Annotated in this window: 14 protein-coding genes and 5 pseudogenes; 6 read left to right on the forward strand and 13 right to left on the reverse strand. The window is 35.6% G+C overall.

Annotated features, from left to right (window positions below; all coding sequences use genetic code 11):
• Positions 1–232: 232 nt before the first annotated feature.
• Positions 233–591 (forward strand): annotated as a pseudogene (locus ACSU6B_RS15245) (IS3 family transposase); the annotation flags it as partial.
• Between the two features lie 398 nt (positions 592–989).
• Here the strand turns inward: ACSU6B_RS15245 and ACSU6B_RS15250 are convergent.
• The 7 genes and pseudogenes from ACSU6B_RS15250 to ACSU6B_RS15280 form a co-directional block, all read right to left on the reverse strand.
• Positions 990–1,118, reverse strand: coding sequence for a hypothetical protein (locus ACSU6B_RS15250; protein WP_410886434.1), 129 nt, complete (start codon positions 1,116–1,118; stop codon positions 990–992).
• Between the two features lie 71 nt (positions 1,119–1,189).
• The gene (locus ACSU6B_RS15255) at positions 1,190–1,465 is read right to left on the reverse strand and encodes a hypothetical protein (protein WP_410886436.1); all 276 of its coding nucleotides are present in this window, start codon (positions 1,463–1,465) and stop codon (positions 1,190–1,192) included.
• 317 nt (positions 1,466–1,782) lie between these two features.
• Positions 1,783–2,373, reverse strand: a complete 591-nt coding sequence (locus ACSU6B_RS15260; RefSeq protein ID WP_410886438.1) for a molybdopterin-dependent oxidoreductase — start codon at positions 2,371–2,373, stop codon at positions 1,783–1,785.
• A gap of 230 nt (positions 2,374–2,603) precedes the next feature.
• On the reverse strand, positions 2,604–3,185 hold the full coding sequence (locus ACSU6B_RS15265) for a pyridoxamine 5'-phosphate oxidase family protein (RefSeq protein WP_410886440.1): 582 nt from the start codon (positions 3,183–3,185) through the stop codon (positions 2,604–2,606).
• A gap of 436 nt (positions 3,186–3,621) precedes the next feature.
• Positions 3,622–3,890: pseudogene (locus ACSU6B_RS15270) on the reverse strand (permease prefix domain 1-containing protein); the annotation flags it as partial.
• Positions 3,880–4,095: pseudogene (lstR, locus tag ACSU6B_RS15275) on the reverse strand (PadR family transcriptional regulator); the annotation flags it as partial. The pseudogenes ACSU6B_RS15270 and lstR, both read right to left, overlap by 11 nt.
• 2 nt (positions 4,096–4,097) lie before the next feature.
• A pseudogene (locus ACSU6B_RS15280) lies at positions 4,098–4,380 on the reverse strand (sigma factor-like helix-turn-helix DNA-binding protein).
• Positions 4,381–4,602: 222 nt separating this feature from the next.
• Here ACSU6B_RS15280 and ACSU6B_RS15285 point away from each other — a divergent pair.
• From ACSU6B_RS15285 to ACSU6B_RS15295, 3 genes are all read left to right on the forward strand, one after another.
• Entirely contained in the window at positions 4,603–4,986 is a 384-nt protein-coding gene (locus ACSU6B_RS15285) for a hypothetical protein (RefSeq protein WP_410886442.1), read from the forward strand.
• Positions 4,987–5,058: 72 nt separating this feature from the next.
• Entirely contained in the window at positions 5,059–5,502 is a 444-nt protein-coding gene (locus ACSU6B_RS15290) for a cell wall hydrolase (RefSeq protein WP_168241952.1), read from the forward strand.
• 180 nt (positions 5,503–5,682) lie between these two features.
• On the forward strand, positions 5,683–7,053 hold the full coding sequence (locus ACSU6B_RS15295; protein WP_410886444.1) for an MATE family efflux transporter: 1,371 nt from the start codon (positions 5,683–5,685) through the stop codon (positions 7,051–7,053).
• 183 nt (positions 7,054–7,236) lie between these two features.
• On the opposite strand, the gene ACSU6B_RS15300 is transcribed toward ACSU6B_RS15295, so the two are convergent.
• Both ACSU6B_RS15300 and ACSU6B_RS15305 read right to left on the reverse strand, forming a co-directional pair.
• Positions 7,237–7,644, reverse strand: a complete 408-nt coding sequence (locus ACSU6B_RS15300) for a DUF1259 domain-containing protein (protein WP_410886635.1) — start codon at positions 7,642–7,644, stop codon at positions 7,237–7,239.
• A gap of 175 nt (positions 7,645–7,819) precedes the next feature.
• Entirely contained in the window at positions 7,820–9,412 is a 1,593-nt protein-coding gene (locus tag ACSU6B_RS15305) for a GMC family oxidoreductase (protein WP_410886446.1), read from the reverse strand.
• A gap of 244 nt (positions 9,413–9,656) precedes the next feature.
• Here ACSU6B_RS15305 and ACSU6B_RS15310 point away from each other — a divergent pair.
• A pseudogene (locus ACSU6B_RS15310) lies at positions 9,657–10,095 on the forward strand (YfmQ family protein).
• Positions 10,096–10,540: 445 nt separating this feature from the next.
• On the opposite strand, the gene ACSU6B_RS15315 reads toward ACSU6B_RS15310, so the two are convergent.
• From ACSU6B_RS15315 to ACSU6B_RS15325, 3 genes are all read right to left on the reverse strand, one after another.
• Positions 10,541–12,055 (reverse strand): malate:quinone oxidoreductase, encoded by a 1,515-nt coding sequence (locus ACSU6B_RS15315; protein ID WP_410886637.1) that lies wholly within the window; start codon positions 12,053–12,055, stop codon positions 10,541–10,543.
• Between the two features lie 287 nt (positions 12,056–12,342).
• Positions 12,343–12,831: a peptide ABC transporter substrate-binding protein gene (locus tag ACSU6B_RS15320; RefSeq protein WP_410886448.1), complete on the reverse strand. Its 489-nt coding sequence runs from the start codon at positions 12,829–12,831 to the stop codon at positions 12,343–12,345.
• Between the two features lie 370 nt (positions 12,832–13,201).
• Positions 13,202–13,669 (reverse strand): GNAT family N-acetyltransferase, encoded by a 468-nt coding sequence (locus tag ACSU6B_RS15325; protein ID WP_410886450.1) that lies wholly within the window; start codon positions 13,667–13,669, stop codon positions 13,202–13,204.
• A 97-nt stretch (positions 13,670–13,766) separates the two neighbouring features.
• Between ACSU6B_RS15325 and ACSU6B_RS15330 the strand changes: the two genes are divergently transcribed.
• Positions 13,767–14,183 carry a very short patch repair endonuclease gene (locus tag ACSU6B_RS15330; protein ID WP_410886452.1) on the forward strand — a complete coding sequence of 139 codons (417 nt, stop codon included), beginning with the start codon at positions 13,767–13,769 and terminating at the stop codon, positions 14,181–14,183.
• A 442-nt stretch (positions 14,184–14,625) separates the two neighbouring features.
• Here ACSU6B_RS15330 and ACSU6B_RS15335 read toward each other — a convergent pair whose 3' ends face one another.
• Positions 14,626–16,668 (reverse strand): AIPR family protein, encoded by a 2,043-nt coding sequence (locus ACSU6B_RS15335; RefSeq protein ID WP_410886454.1) that lies wholly within the window; start codon positions 16,666–16,668, stop codon positions 14,626–14,628.
• Between the last annotated feature and the right edge of the window lie 2 nt (positions 16,669–16,670).

Below are 16,670 nucleotides of genomic sequence, written 5' to 3' on the forward strand. Positions count from 1 at the left end.
AACTGCCCCGTTAGTGCAGCAAGCATAACTTCACAATTATGTATAAATATTAGCTTATATACCACTTCTTGAGTATCGACTCATAAAGATTAATAAAGATACTGCCAAAACATACATTATTTAATTTCCAAGAACAGCCAAACAAGGGTCTACTTGATTAACCAAGGCTATCACATCTCTTACTGGAAAAAAGTGTCCCAATTTATCTAGCAAAATCTGTGCCACCTCTTTAAAGCGGTCACAACTAGTCTATCAAGCCTTATCGACAATTAAAGCTGATTTAAGGCAAATTCAATTATTTCACACTGATCGAGGAAACGAATTTAAGAACAAAACCATTGATGAAGCACTAGACACATTTAATATCAAGCGTTCATTAAGCATGAAGGGCTGCATCATGTAGTTGCGGAAGCTACATTTAAAATTATTAAAACGGAATTTGTCAAAGGAATGTATTTTGATAGTTTGGAACAGTTAAAGTTAGAATTGGATGATTATGTTCATTGGTTTAATCACATCAGAATTCACGGAACGCTTGGATATTTAAGCCCTATTGAGTACAAAAAGGAACACCTTAAAAAAGTTGTCTAGTTTAGTGTTGACAAACCAGTTAGAATACCACTGTAATTTTTTTAATTCCTATTTCCATTTTTAAATTGATTTTTCGAGGGTTAAAATTCCCTAAACAAACTTAATATTACAACTTGCGGAACCAATAAGAAAATAGTTGTTTATTCAAACCAAATAGTTTCTCATAAATCTGCTCAATGTTCGGATTTTTATGCACTTCAGAAAAGCCACCAAATTTAGAAGCATTGACAAAATGGTCAACACTTCAGTCTGATATGTGGATATATATCATCCATCATAAACTTCTCTTTTTTTCTCTTCTTCCTCGAAGATTTCGTCAGTAACTTTTTCTATTTGAATATTGTTAGGGCGGAGAAAATTTATGGCTTCGTGCTCTTCATCAAATTGCTGAACAATACCTACCATGGTTGGATATTTTTGAATATACTCTTCATAGCATGATTGAAAGTCTTCGTTACAACGAGGATTTCCTTTTTATGGCCACCAATTTCATTATCTTCTATATATGAAATAATATATTCTTTCATAATTTCCTCCTTAAAAAACAAATTTTTTATAAGGGAAAATTTAAAAATACCAAAACACTTAGGGAAGCCTATTATTCATTTATATCTAATCCAGATAAATTTAAAGAAAGTTCATCTAATACTAAAAATATACAACCAAAAACGGTTCTGTAATCGATATATTCCCCTTTAACTTCAACATTTATCTCAATAATATTCCTTTTATTATGTATGTATTTTTCTTCAAATTGATTAAAATTAATACTTGTAACAGATACACTAATTTCCTCTAAGGATTTTTTTAGCTCTCTTTCAAATATTGAATTATTAAAGTTTTCCGTGAAGAAAATACGAATAGTAAATTTCATTTCAACTCCTCCTTCTACTTATGATTTTCCAAATCTTCCTTACTTAACCTTTTTTCGAATAACTTGTATATCTTTTATCCCATTTAATTTATTCAACTCCCTCAGTTTAATACGATTTTCTCCCGAATACTCGCTTGTTCGCAGGATTTCATAACCTTTCTGTTAGGTGAAACGGTAAATTGAAATTAGTTCAGATCATTCCATTCTTCTTCCATTAACCTGCACCGTTACAAAAAAAATGGCCTTGCTTTTTTATTGGAAGCAAAGTATCAAAAGTTTAAGTACTTCTCACCCTCCTTTTTGTTTCGTAACCTGTGTTAACGGTACCGCTCTTCTTTAAATGGATTTGCTGTCATCGAATAGCCAAGCTCTTCCCAAAAACCAGCCTCGTCTACTTTCATAAACTCAATCCCTGAAACCCACTTTGAGCCTTTCCATAGATAAAATACTTCTGGTGGAATAAACCTTAGTGGATAACCATGTTTTTGATCAATATCATGCCAATCATGATTTTTATCCTTCCAACGGAATACAAACAAAGAATCGTCCCCTAATAAAGGCTCTAGCGGCAGGTTTGCAGAATAACCAAATCTGTCCCCATTGTAGTAACCGTAAATTTTAATGTATTTTACACCTTCATTAATTTCAACAAATTTCAATAACTCTCTAAGTGCAATTCCTTCAAAAGTTGTATCAAATTTAGACCAGGTGGTAACACAATGCATGTTAACGCTTGATATGGTCTTTGGAAGCTCCATGATTTCCTTATAGGATAAGGACTTTTCTTCCTTCACCTCACCAAAAAGTCTGAAATCCCATGTGATTTCATTAAACTCGGGAACATCCCCTGTGTGCAGTATTGGCCATTTTTCTGTTTCGAATTGGCCAGGTGGAAGCTGCTTTTTCATCTTACACCATCCCTTTTTCATCTTAAACGTTAATTAAATCACAGTGCTTTGTATAGTTTGCTTCAAAATAATGAAAGCATACTGTAGTCAAATCCGTCATTTGAGATTTTCCTAAAATTTGGAACCAGTATATTCCCATAAATTTCTTATTCCACTATCCTGCTCCCGTTACTTGAAGAAGAAAAAAGCGACCACTTTGTTAAGCAATCGCACCCGCTGGCTATATTTTTTTAATCTTTTTTACTTTGTTTTGCTTTGAAAAAATCCCCACCCTTTTGTTTCTCATCATCAGTTCCCCAATATATTTTTTTGTCGATTTGTTTTAGCTTTGGGATATGTTTTGAACAATGAATATAAGCTTCATCAACTTTGATAATAACCCAACGTTCTGGTCCATTACCTTCTTTTTCTTTAATATCATTCATTATCTTTTCTGTCATCTTTAATGAGGCTAATTGTCCATTTTCTATAATAGAGGCTGTACCATTTACATGTAACCCAATGGAATGCTCAAAAAAATCTATAAACATTAATCCTATATGGGGATTTTCAATGATGTTTCCTAAACTTGCCATAACACCATTCCCCTTGTATTCAGGATATATTAATGTTTTATCATTAATAACCCTTACAAAACCTACTGAGCCAGCTCTAAAAGAGGAGTCACAGTTTCCACTAGAATCAGCTGTAGCAATAAACATCATACCTTGCTTAACTATAAAATCTGTCATCTTATCATTTAGGTAATTAAGCATTTGGTTCTCATAAAAAGAGGATGCTTTCTTTATATTTCCATGTTGTTCTTGCAGCAAGTGTTCCCCTCTTGACATTTTCTTTCAACCCTTTCAGTAATTCTGCCTTATATCTTAACACATAGTTGTTAGGTTATTATTCAATTCTTCAATTAACCTGCCCCGTTAGCCATCCATGCAACAATGCTGCACCACAGAGAATGGAATCCTACATCGTTCTTCCATGGTAGTTTAAGTGAAATATTTCACAATTTCTAAAATTAATTTTTAGGAAACTCCAGTAAACTATCTTTCCCTGTACAATTAATCTATGTATGATTTGATAGTAGGAAGTTTCAGAGGCAGCAAAGTCATCATACCCCCCCTCCAAGTAAAGTCCTATGTTTGTTAAAGTTAAAAACTATAAATACTTACTGTTGTTAATGCTTCTACAAAGATAGAAAACTCACATTTTTCGTATCAGTGCTTACGTTTAATACGGTGGAAAATCATACTAGCCGAGACCAAAGATAGTTATTAATAGAACCACGAGGATCCAATCTACTTTTGGCCGATGGAGTTTATTCAGCTGCTGGCCTAATTTAATCGGGCTTCCCATTTGATCTACCGCTTTTTCCTCAGCCTCTGATCCTGTTAACCCTTCTCGATCCATACATTCTTCGCTTCCTTTAAGTGATAACTCAATTCATCCGTAACATATTTCTTTGCTTCCTTCGATTTGATTTGAGCGATGACTTCATTAAAAAAAACGTGTTTTTTGTTCACCTCTTCCTCGCAACAACTTCGTTAATTCAAAGCCTGTTTTTTCATGAACAAGTAGCTGCATAACCGCTAGCAGAATATCTTCGTCATTTTCGGCTTGTTGATTAATTTTTTCACGGATGTTTATACGATGCTTCTCTGTAAAGTTCAATTGAGAAAACGCCCGTTGATCCATCGCCTTTTTTAAGTTCTTTAAACTGTCCTCCACCTCTACTCCTCCAATCGTTCTTTCAGAAGTTCCTTTGCACGTCTGAGCCTGGTTTTCACTGTGTTATCGCCTACTTCCGTTAATAACGCAATTTCTTTAATGGGCAGTTCCTCATAATAAAAGAGATATACCACTTATATCCTGAGTTAGGCCTTCTGCTATGGTACGATTATTTACATATGAAAGAACAAGCTGGAGGACTTCCTGACCATAACTATTCATAATTTCGTCTATAAGTACTTCTTTGTCTTCTGTATCTAATACTTCCAAAGTCATTTCTTCCACGTCCATCCCTCCTTCATAAACAATAGACGATGTACTCCCAGATAAAGTTTTTAAAAACAGCTTTTTTTCGTAAAGGACAAACGACAGGCCCATCTCATTTAAATCGCACGGCTTTTCGTATTTAATTAGGAAAAATATGTTAATATTATTCTACTAAGTATAGTCAATTAAAAGAAGCAGGTTCTTTAATCTGAGCTGGCTATTTTATAGGAGGGGATATAAATGAAAAAAACTATGATTAGTGTGCTATCTATCCTTGTTTTAAGTTTTTTACTTTGTAATGTCATTGCTGAGGCAAAAACACGAATAGGCGGGACGAGGGGGACGAGTCCTAGCTATACCAAACCGTCTACGACGACTCCGAAGACTTCGTCGTCAAAACCGAGCTCAAGCAGTACAACGAACACAACGACAAAACCGACATCTTATTCTTCACTTACGACAAAATATCCAAAATCTACACGTTATTTTTCTGGCGATGTGTTATCAAAAACGCTTGTTTTTGGAACGGTTTTATTAATGCTAAACGATGCAAACGAAGTTGAACCTACATATGCGGCACGCAAATATGAATGGAACATCAAAATATATTTGGACGTCGGATGAAAAGTAATTTTATTTGAAAAAAGTCTACATTAATGCAGGCTCTTTTTCATACTATATTTTTGGGGTGAAAAAATGCCACGAGTAAATTACCGAAGTTCAGACGTTGACTTAATGGCACGGATGATGAGAGCGGAAGCCGAAGGTGAAGGAATACAAGGAATGTTATATGTTGGAAATGTAATTGTTAATCGTCTTAAAGCAGATTGTTTAGACTTTAAAGGTTTAAGATTAATTCGCCAAGTAATTTTTCAAGTACAAGGAGGGAATTTTTCCTTTGAAGCTGTTCAAAAAGGAAATGTATTTTATCAAAGAGCGAGAACTTCTGAGAAAAGATTAGCAAAACAGAATTTGGATTATTGGAGAGAACACCCAGGGAAATATGCCCTTTGGTACTTTAATCCATATGCTCCATGTCCTCCAACATGGTACGGTCAACCTCAATCTGGTCAATATAAAAATCATTGTTATTATGAACCAAAAGCTGGAACATGTGATAGTGTTTATAAAGGAAGTTAAGCTTACTCTTTGAGTAAGCTTTTTACCTTTTCAGCACAATATCCTTTTTCGGTTGTTAATAGGACAAGGTGAATGTCCATCAGTCCAACTAGAATTTTTAAAAGTAACTTTTTTATTTTCATTTAGAGTAAATGTAGTAATATAGGTTTTATATGATTTTGAGTAAAGAAGGAGAATAAATTGACTGTAGAGAATAATAAGTACCAGAATCAATCATTGTTTAGTATCACGTGGCCTCTTTTTATCGAAATATCGCTTCATATGAGTATGGGAATTGTTGCTACGTTAATTTTAAGCGGATATTCAGACAACGCTGTTGCAGGAGTTGGAGTAGCCAATCAGATTCTTAATATTTTTATTTTAGTATTTAACATCACAGCCATCGGAGCGACTATCCTTATCGGTCAAAATTTAGGAGCAAGCCGATTGGACCGGGCGCGACGCCTTGCAAGATCTTCCTTTGGAGTGAATTTCTGGTTTGGAGTTATGATGACCATCATTGTGGTTGCTTTTGGCGGTTTGTTTTTAAAATTTTACGGACTTAGCGGTGAAGTTTACGACTTTGCTTACACCTTCCTTACCATCATAGGTCTATCTCTTTTCCTTGAAGCCATTTCTTTAGCTTTAAGTGCTGTTTTGCGCAGCTACGGACATACAAAAGAAACTATGGTCGTTACGGTCATCATGAATGTGATTAGTATTATCGGTTCCTTTATTGCCATTAAAGGGTGGTTCGGCCTTCCTGTAACAGGGGTTGCTGGGGTGGCTTATTCCATGTTTGTTGCCCGGATTTTTATCATTGTAGCACTGTTTTACTTTGTTTATAAACAACTAGCTTTAAAGTTTCATATAAAGGATATCTTTCAAATCAATAAGACCGATGTAAAGGAGCTCCTGTCGATCGGTATTCCATCCGCTGGAGAAAACCTTTCCTACCAATTTTCACAAGTGGTGATTACAAGCTTTGTCGCACTTACCGGTGATGCAGCATTAGCCGCACGGGTGTATATATTAAATATATCGATGATTTGCTTCCTGTTTACAGTGGCAATTGCCCAAGGGACACAACTTTTAATTGCTCGCTATATCGGAGCTATGCAATACGACAGAGCCCTGAAGAGGGGTCTTAAGACATTAAAAATTGCCGTCATTGTATCAGCTGCGGTTTCTCTTGCTGTTGCTCTCATTGGTAAGCCCATCTTAACTATATTTACAACCGATACTAATATTATTGCTATAGCTCTTCCAGTATTGTGGGCAATTGTATTTATTGAACCTGGCCGTGCCATGAATATCGTCCTTATGGGTTCTTTAAAATCAGTAGGTGATGTACGGTTCCCAGTTGTCATTGGTGTGATCTGCATGTGGGGCATTGCCGTAGTATTTAGTTACTTTTTCGGAATTACACTTGGTTTAGGACTACTAGGAATTTGGCTGGCCCAAGGACTTGATGAATGTATACGAGGATTTTTCGCCTTGAACCGGTGGGTCTCCAAACCTTGGTTGAAGAAAAAAAGTGCCGAACAGAACGTATCGCCAAGCGTGTCTTAGATTACTAGGTTACTTCGCTAACCTTGCTGCCAAAATGGCAGCTTTTTTTTTATAAACGGACCAGATTTACCAAAAGTGTTTGCTAATGATGCTAGTAGGCAAACTAACTATTACTATCATACGAAACGAAAAATAAAAAGCACTATATAAGACGATGATTGCCTTAATAGTGCCGTGTTAAAATTAGCCTCTTAAAACTCTAAAGGCTTCCCTTACTTTTCTAGCAAATTGCAGTGGTGGTTCAACTGATTCAAAGTGCATGTACATTGCTCTTGGTTGTTCAAACAGCCAGTGATTATGAACAGCCGTAACGATAATGTCCCGTTTACGAAGTTCCGTTAATAAGGGGTTAATTTCTTCTTGTAAAAGAACGGTTTCACCTAAATTTAACGCATTCCCTTGTCGATCTAAATTTTCAAAAGAAAAAAATTGAGGATTAACTAGTGGAGAATGTGTTTCACGTCCAAGAATTGTAAAGTTAATATCACGAAACTTTTGCACTAAACAAACTCCATTTTCATCAAAGCTTCCACTCCCACCGAGGATCCTAGCAAATTCTTGACATAGGTTTCTTCTCTCATTCCAACTCATCATATAACCTCCTTTGTTATAGTTATTTTAGTAAAAGGATTTCCCTTTGCTATTACACTATGATTTACTTTTTGATTTTGAGTGGACAAGTGTCTAAAAGACAATTATTTTTTTGCTGCTTTCTTAGGAATCATTATTTTATACGTCAAACGGTTTGAAGTATTCTGAAATCTGTTTAATTCCATTTTTCCTGCATTAATTGTTTGGCAATGGTATATCCAATGAGGAATGCTGCTGCAGATGTGTTGCCATCAACCGTAAAGGGAATAATCTGTGCATCGGCAACTATTAGATTATCGACTCCATGTACACTTCCAAAACGATCAACTACTCCACCTTTATTCAATGGTGCCATTCGTAGTGAACTTTGTTGATGGTGATTATGACCGAAGTTTTCTTTAATGAAATTTTCAAGCTGTTCATCATCATTCATTGTTTCAAGTGTTGGATTTACCAGTTGGTATGTTGGATCAATGTTTGATAGTTTTTCTGCAATATTTTTAATATACGTCCTATAAATCTCTTTAATGGAGTTGAGGTCATACTCGTTTTCAAGAAAACCTTCATCAGCAAGTACAATCTTTAAGGGATCATTATTTTGTATTTTAATCGTTCCTCGGCTTTTTGGTTTTAAAAATAGAATCGCAATGATTAAATTTCCTTCTGCTGGAATTCCAATTAGTTGTACTGCTCTACTGCGATCTCTTCTTCCTGAAAGAGGATGAGGTAAGAAGGCTCCACCTGTATAAAGGGAAAACGGGTCGTTTTGAAGTTCAGGAATATCCTTTGGATTCATCGTAAAGGTAGCGGTGTTTAACGTATGATTGGTTAAATATTTACCAACATTGGGATTATCAAAAACAATTGGGATGCCAGCCTGTTTTAAATCCTTGGAAGGTCCAATCCCAGATAACATGAGAAGCTGGGCACTGTTTATCCCTGCTGAAATAATCACTTTTTTCCGGGCAAATGCTTGTACTTTTCGACCTTCTTTAAGAAATTCAATTCCAATTGCCCTCTTTCCCTCGAATAGAATGCGGAGGGCGGTTGATTTATAAAAAACCCTTAATTTTCGCCCATTTACTCCAATTCCATCGGGAGTCATGATATCTGAGGATAAAAATGCAGTTGAGGAACTCTCACGCTCTCCATTCGGTTGCTGATATAATTGCCAGCGGTTAAAAGGACCCAGTGGAGTTCTGGGGTCATTATAATCAAGAATTTTAGGAAAGCCTGTTGCATCCTTTATCGCTGAAACCAATTTTTTCGTTACATGTGGAGGATTAGTAGGAGCTTGTCTGATATTTAAACGACCATGAAAGCCATGAATTACTGGATTATTCGTTTTCCCATCATAATTTTCTAACTGTTTGAAGTTTTGAATCGCTTGTTCGGGTGACCACAACGAACCCAAAAGCCTTTCCCATTCCTTTAATACTGCTGGTGTAGGTCTGACATACTGTTCCCCATTGATGGAAGATCCCCCGCCTGAAAGACGGCCTGTTGTCCATTCAAAAGTTCTTTCATCCACCTCTGGTTGTGGTACGCCTTCTCCTTGCCAAAAATACTGTGGGAAAAACTTCTCTTCAAGTTCAGGAGCAAATCTAGAATCTCTAATTGGCTGATCCCGATCATTATTCTCTCCTGTTTCCAAAACGAGAACCGAGGTGTTTTTATCATCTGTAAGTGTCTTAGCCATAACTGCACCAGCAGGTCCAGTCCCCACAACAATATAGTCAAATATAATTTTTGACTCGCTTTCATTCATATTGAATTCCCCTTTTTTTTCAGTTTATTTATCTTATGAAAAAACATCGGGGGAGTAGTGGGTAAGGTACACCTATTCACCCTTCCTTTTTGTTATTTTAGAATATATTTTATAAGAGAAGTTCTGAAAGTGGATGGTATATTTTCAACCGAATTGGATGGTTAATAATTGTTCTAGTTGAGATATTATTTAATTAATAATAAACCCTAATAATAAATTAAAGCATTAATGGAGATGATGGAAAATGACCTGGGCTGTAATTTCGATAATTCTTTTAAGTACTGTAAAAATATTAATGACTTGTCTTCCAACCGGTCCTGTGGAATGGCTTATAAGGAAATTTGAAATTCATTCAAAACTTAGTGAACCGAATGTCACCGTAACAATTGACGGAAAGCTCTTAGAAGGTAAAGACAAAATTCAAGTTATTCATTCCTTTAACGAAGCAACATTTTTAAAGCAGCATTATATATTTCCAGGGACCGAGGAATTATATTTGCATCCAGAGAACAGTGAGACTCCAATAGTCATTGATACGAAAAGAGGCAAAAAAGATGTTAGGTTATTTGTTTTTAGCTACATCGATCGCATTGATGTAGTCAAACAGTACAAGAAGAAAGTAGTTGCGTATAGTCTCCTTTCAGATCATCCAAAAAAGTTCTTTGGCCGTACAGGGGATTTAATTTAATAGATCAGAAGAAAGTCGGTTTCAACTATTTGTGAAAAGTTGTACTTAATCTATCGGAGTGCGATTGTTGACTAAAAAACACCTATACCTATCCTCAGCTTTTCTAAAAATTGAATAATAATTTTACTCTGATATGAAGATGAACACGGGAGCCTTATGCCTGTGTTCATTTTTGTTGGTCAAGACTCTTTTTTCTCTAACGCTCCTTCACCATTTATATAAAAATATAGAAAATAAAAAGAACCCTGATGAGCGTTATCAGGGTCTCTTGAAAAGTATTTAATCAACCGTTTGGTTAGTTTCTCAGTCCATGTATACCAAGAGGGTTGTCCAATTTAATTAACCGTTTAGTTAGTTTTTTCTCCACTCTTTTTATAATTCTCTTAAAAACTATCGAGTGAATCTACTCACTAGCAACCTTGGATTCTACATCCTAAGGTCTAACTAAAGACCAACTCTTTTTCCAGCTCTTTTTCGCTTAGACCAAGCGTCTTTGCTGTTGATGTATGAATTTCGTGCAGAAGCTCGGGGTTTTCCATTAGTGACATGCCAAAAGAAGGAATCATTTCTTTGATTCTCGGTTCCCACTTATTCATATGTTGCGGGAAGCATTTTTTGATTACTTCAAGCATAACGTGCACGGCAGTAGAAGCACCCGGTGAAGCGCCTAGTAATGCTGCGATCGAGCCATCAGCAGCAGTAATTACTTCCGTACCAAATTGAAGCGTTCCTTTGCCGCCAGCTTCAGTATCCTTGATAACTTGCACACGTTGGCCCGCTACTACTAAATCCCAATCCTCGCTTTTGGCGTTCGGAATAAACTCACGTAACTCCTCCATGCGTTGTTCTTTCGATAACATAACTTGCTGAATCAAGTATTTTGTCAATGACATCTCTTTTACGCCTGCAGCCAACATAGTTAAGATATTATCTGGATTTACAGAAGTTACCAAATCAAACATGGAACCAGTTTTTAAGAACTTGGGTGAAAAGCCGGCAAATGGTCCAAATAGCAACGATTTTTTATTGTCGATAAATCTTGTGTCAAGATGCGGAACAGACATTGGTGGAGCACCAACCTTAGCTTTGCCGTATATTTTTGCATGATTCTGCTCTATAACATTCGGATTATTGCACACCATAAATATTCCGCTTACCGGGAATCCTCCAATATGTTTTCCTTCAGGAATACCGGATTTTTGCAGTAAATGCAGACTTCCTCCCCCGCCTCCAATAAAGACGAATTTTGCCGTATGGCGCTCGACCGTACCGCTATCGAGATTCTGCACTTTCAATTCCCACAAGCCGTCGCTAGTACGTTTAATATTATTAACACTATGTTTGTAGTTTATATTGACATTTTTACTCTCTAAGTGATCAAACAACATCCGTGTTAAGGCACCAAAGTTGACATCCGTTCCAGCGTCCATTTTAGTTGCCGCTATCGGTTCATTCACTTTACGGCCTTCCATGATAAGCGGAATCCATTCCGCCAGTTTATCATGGTCATCCGAAAATTCCATCCCTTGGAATAGGGGATTGTTTGACAGCGCTTCAAAACGTTTCTTTAAAAAAGCAACATTTTGTTCCCCTTGTACTAAACTCATATGAGGCAGTTGTCTGATAAAATCCTCTGGATTATGCATCAGCTTGCTGTTAACAAGATAAGACCAAAACTGCATGGAAACCTGAAACTGTTCATTAATTTTTATTGCTTTACTAATATCTAAAGATCCATCCGGTTTTTCGACTGTGTAGTTAAGTTCACATAGTGCCGCATGCCCCGTACCCGCATTATTCCACTCGTTAGAGCTTTCCTCACCTGCGTTTGCGAGCTTCTCAAACACAGTAATTTCACATTCCGGTACTAATTCTTTTAAGAGTGTCCCTAAAGTCGCACTCATGATTCCGGCGCCAATTAAAATGACGTCTGTTTTAGTTTCTATGTTGTTCATTTTCATCAACCTTTTCCCTAAAATTTGGCTAGACGTCACACTAACCTAAGCGCGACCTAGTCACACACCTTTTCTGTCTTAATTATAACCATTTATAGTGTAAAAATGTTGTTTATAGATTTATACACTTATATTATATGATAATTTTAAATTATTTAAAAGCCGGTAAAAAGTGAGAAATCCTTTTATGAAACTAACATTCTCTTAAATAGTTCGAATAAAAGGTGCCTGTCCCCCAGTGTGTTAAATCTTTAATGCGCCGGGGGGTCAAACACCTTTATTAAAAATTAGCTTATCCAGGTCTCTTTCAACTTTTTTATTTGCCAATTTCCTTCGGTATAGTGGGCAGTACCTTCTACACCAATTGCACCTAATCCTGATCTATATTTAGAACCTTCAAAGAAAACATTGTTATTTAGTTTAAAGTCCATTTTCTCTATTCTAAGGAGTACACCATCCAAAGACATTTTATCTGCATTGTAGTAACCTTTTTCTTTTAGTTCATCAAAAGTGGCATCCATTACATCGACTTTATATTTATCTTTGAAAAAAATCATAATTTCTTTTTTATCCTTCGCACTTAATCCATCATCGAAATTGCTCATATCAATAGCAATAAATTTCATTTCACTACTCAATGCCTCGTCTTTTTCCATGATTGCGTCCAACGCAACGCTGTATATTTCTCCTAAATGTTCCTCCGGTTTTACTCCAAGGTTACAAGCAGTGAGAATGACCGATATAATCACTAGAATTGAAGCAGCTCTAATTTTCAATTTTTTGCCCCCTTTTATTAAGAGACGAAATATGTTCCCAAAAGTTCCAAAAAGGGAATTATTTAAATTAGTTGTGAAAAATGTTATCTGCTTTTAATACCTTCCACACTATATACACTTTGCGTTTTTACTTTCTCCTGTACCCATTGGTCCAAAGATTTTTTCGAAAAAACATATTGGTCATATATTCTCGAATAAGGGAACATCATAGAAAATGTACCACCTTGTTCAATGGTTTTTTCTTCCTGGATGATTATTTTTTTTATTGAATCCTCGCTAATCTTTAAATAGTCTGCTGCTTCTGAAATGGATATGTTATCATCTAGGGTACATGGAATGAGCAGAACAATCCATAAGTACCGTCTAAAACCTACAAATGATAACTCATGATGATTAGTTCCCCTTTTCTCCCCATCCTTCGTTCTCCTTCATCAATAAAACCACATTTTTTATATAAGCCTTGTGCGACAGTATTTTGAAGGTTAACTGCTAGGACAATTTCATTTGTTTCAATAAAGTTTTCCTTTACAAAGGAAGGTAATTGCAAAAGTACATTTTTGGCATACCCCTCGCCCTGATGACGGAAATCTGTCGAAAAGGCTCTTAGTAAAATGGATCGATCATTATTAGAAAATGGTTTTACTCCTTCATTTTTATGTAAATTGAAAAAGGTGACCAAATTTTCTTGAGCCATCGCTAAGATTGAATATCGATCTGGATCTTCATTTGAAAGTTTGATACATTCTGTTGGCGTACCAGTAAATCGAAGTTGTTCCTCCGATAATTGATACTGTTCGATGAGATTTTTATATCTCTCATCATAAAAATATAGTTGCATTGCAAGATCCCCCATTTTAATGATTTAGTTTTTTGTTATTTTTTCGCTATTTGGGAACAAATAACAGTGATTATTAATTTTATGGATGTGACTTTAATTGGCTGATAACTTAACAATAGAGCAAAGAACAAAAAATATGAAAGCAATAAAATCTCAGTCCGCACTTGAAAATAAAGTATCTAAAGCTCTATGGAAAATGGGCGTTCGCTTTCGAAAAAATGTTAATTTACTTGGAAAACCGGATATCGCAATAAAAAAATATAAAATCGTCATTTTTATTGATTCCTGCTTCTGGCATTGTTGCCCTGTTCACGGTAATATGCCAAAGTCTAACCCAGAATATTGGAGGAAAAAGCTCGATAGAAATAGAATGAGAGATATTGAAGTGAATAATTTTTATAAAGAAAATGGTTGGAATATTTTAAGGGTTTGGGAGCATGAATTCAAAGAGGATTTTAATCATGCTATTATTACAATTACAACATTTATAGAAAATATTAAAAGGAATATATAATTCAAAAAACATTCATGAGGTTTCATTCTCATACCAATCATGAAAATAAAGTTTCCTGTCCATAATTATGATGGCAAACATATTGAATATGTAGTCATTTATGGTAACTTAGACAAAATCTATTTTAGTGAATGAAGTGACCAACACTTTGTTAATCCTCCATTTTGGATGGATGCCGAACAGGGGAATCAAGATCTGAAATAGATGATTAGCAATGAAGAATTGCTCATTGCAACATACAGGAAAAATAAGAAAGCACCCGTCGCCAATTGGCACTGAATGCTTCGAATTATCTAATTTCAAGTGTTAATATATAAGACGCCATTAAAAAACTGCATTCTTGTTAGAAAAATCAAATAAAATATACATAGTTACGTTCCCACAGGGCTCTATTCATATCTTATAAATAAACTCTTCTATATACAAAACATACTACGATCATTTACCTATTTAATACTTCCCATCCTTCTTTTGTAGCTTTCTGATATAATGAATAGAGTACTTTCGACTGTTTCTCGGATGGTAAAGAGAGTTTGCCATCGATATATTTCATTAAGATGTCCCTTTGAGTAATTGTTAGTGATCTGAAGTTATTATTGCTTTTATAATAGCCGAACAGCTGAATCCAATTTTCAAAATTGGTTTGAATAACAAAGGCTTGGATTTCAATACCGTTGTCTAATTCTTTTTGTTTCTTTCCTGTTTTCTGTTCATATTTTGCTTCTTCAGTAGTGATAACCATTTTCTTAAGCGGTGATAGATCAATTTCAAGACCTCGAACATCGTTCCAGCATTGCTCTTTTTTACACCATTGGGCGATATTTGCAGACCCTGGCGGCGGATTCGTAATCCTCTCGTAAACTTTCTTTGTAATAACCTTCATTAATTCATGCAGCTCAACAGGCAATTGCTGTTCATCCCAGATACTACCAAAATTTAAAAATAGTTTTCTCTTTTGAATAGAATGAGAAAGTAATGCGACTGAATAAGCCACGGTTTGTGCTCTGAAGGAATTTTCATACCAAGAGGCCTTAGAAACAATTTTTTCTGTTGCACGGAATAGAATGACTCTTGCCACAGCATCCTTAAAATAATTTTCTGTGATTGCCATAACATTTTTCTCTAATGTATCTGTTACCGAATTAGCAAATTCTTCAAAGCTGTATTGAGCACCCTTCGAAACAATGTGCGGTTTTCGGTCCCAAGAATTTTCGCTTTTTGACAGGAATGTCTTATCGACCAGATTATCTTTTGGATTTTCAATTTGGAACTGTTTTTTCTTAGCCTGTGTTAAATAAGCCTGCTCATTTAAATATTCTCCACGCACTCTTTCATAGAACCAATGAGTGCGTTTCTGAGAACCCCCACTAGCAGCCACCCAAATACGTTTAGAGTAATCCTTCATTTCTTTGTGGAATGGACTATTTGAGAAGAAGTCCGATTTGTTCACTTTATTTTGAGTATTGGCATACTGTGATACGCTCGATACAAACTCACTTTTTTTCTCAATATTATTTACAACTGATAACTTCATTTGTACCGAAACATTGGAAATATCCAGCTTCGAATTTTTTTTCGCTGCATAAATGGCAGAGGTGGTTTGGCCACCGTTAACGATCTGGAAATCGGTAATTTTGGTAATATGCCCGTTCCTTGTTTCCACATGAGTCGCTGTTGCCGTAATACCGTTATTATAGGCAAAAAACATATCTGGTTTAAACTGAATGGTATTTTTAATGCCTTTATTGACTCCACCTCTAAACTGCAAAAAGGTACGGACGTTTTGCTCAAGAAGCTTTTGCCCGTATTCATCGTAAATTTTAAATAATTGATCCCCGTTCATAATTCCCAAATAGGACTGATATTCATCAGATGTGTTTTGCACTTCCAGAAAAGGAATTTCCAATTCAATATCATATGACCCAGAGCTGTTTTCAGACTTATAGATACTGTATAAATAGTCTATATCAATGATTTTATGCTCGCATACGATACTTTCAATCGATCCGTTTGGAATATGGGATATGTTTTTTGACATTTTACCATCGGTTAAGACAACTAAACGAAATTTATCAATTAACTTGTTTTGCACGTGCCGGTTAATATTAAATGCCAGAGAATAAGCATCTGAGGTCTCCTCTAAATCATAATGAAGACCATTAATACTTAACTCAGCAAATTTTTTCAAGCGATTAAACTTTGTCGTTACCTGTTGTTTGGTTAATGTTTCAATGGCATCATCCTGAAAGAATTGAAAATTAATCAGTGTAAATATTTTCCGTTCTTCATCAAAATCATATCCATAAACTTCGCTGCCCGTTTTAATGAATTCTGCCATTTCATAATTATTTGTTAAATCTCCTACTTGCATGAGATCTTCACAGACTAATTCGAAAAATGACTGGGCTTTCATTAATCCACGACTTTCTGAATCAGAAAGGATAGATTGTAAGAAGTCTTGATGGAACTCTTCTAAAGTTATCATTA

Origin of the sequence: Neobacillus sp. C211, from assembly GCF_051842875.1 — a bacterium.
Lineage (GTDB): Bacteria > Bacillota > Bacilli > Bacillales > Cytobacillaceae > Neobacillus.

Bases quoted from the DNA above. Each gene is read 5' to 3' on its own strand.
- ACSU6B_RS15315 (WP_410886637.1), bottom strand. From the start codon at position 12,055: ATGAACAACATAGAAACTAAAACAGACGTCATTTTAATTGGCGCCGGA.
- ACSU6B_RS15260 (WP_410886438.1), bottom strand. From the start codon at position 2,373: ATGAAAAAGCAGCTTCCACCTGGCCAATTCGAAACAGAAAAATGGCCA.
- ACSU6B_RS15300 (WP_410886635.1), bottom strand. From the start codon at position 7,644: ATGAGTTGGAATGAGAGAAGAAACCTATGTCAAGAATTTGCTAGGATC.
- ACSU6B_RS15285 (WP_410886442.1), top strand. From the start codon at position 4,603: ATGAAAAAAACTATGATTAGTGTGCTATCTATCCTTGTTTTAAGTTTT.
- ACSU6B_RS15335 (WP_410886454.1), bottom strand. From the start codon at position 16,668: ATGATAACTTTAGAAGAGTTCCATCAAGACTTCTTACAATCTATCCTT.
- ACSU6B_RS15305 (WP_410886446.1), bottom strand. From the start codon at position 9,412: ATGAATGAAAGCGAGTCAAAAATTATATTTGACTATATTGTTGTGGGG.
- ACSU6B_RS15255 (WP_410886436.1), bottom strand. From the start codon at position 1,465: ATGAAATTTACTATTCGTATTTTCTTCACGGAAAACTTTAATAATTCA.
- ACSU6B_RS15325 (WP_410886450.1), bottom strand. From the start codon at position 13,669: ATGCAACTATATTTTTATGATGAGAGATATAAAAATCTCATCGAACAG.
- ACSU6B_RS15290 (WP_168241952.1), top strand. From the start codon at position 5,059: ATGCCACGAGTAAATTACCGAAGTTCAGACGTTGACTTAATGGCACGG.
- ACSU6B_RS15250 (WP_410886434.1), bottom strand. From the start codon at position 1,118: ATGAAAGAATATATTATTTCATATATAGAAGATAATGAAATTGGTGGC.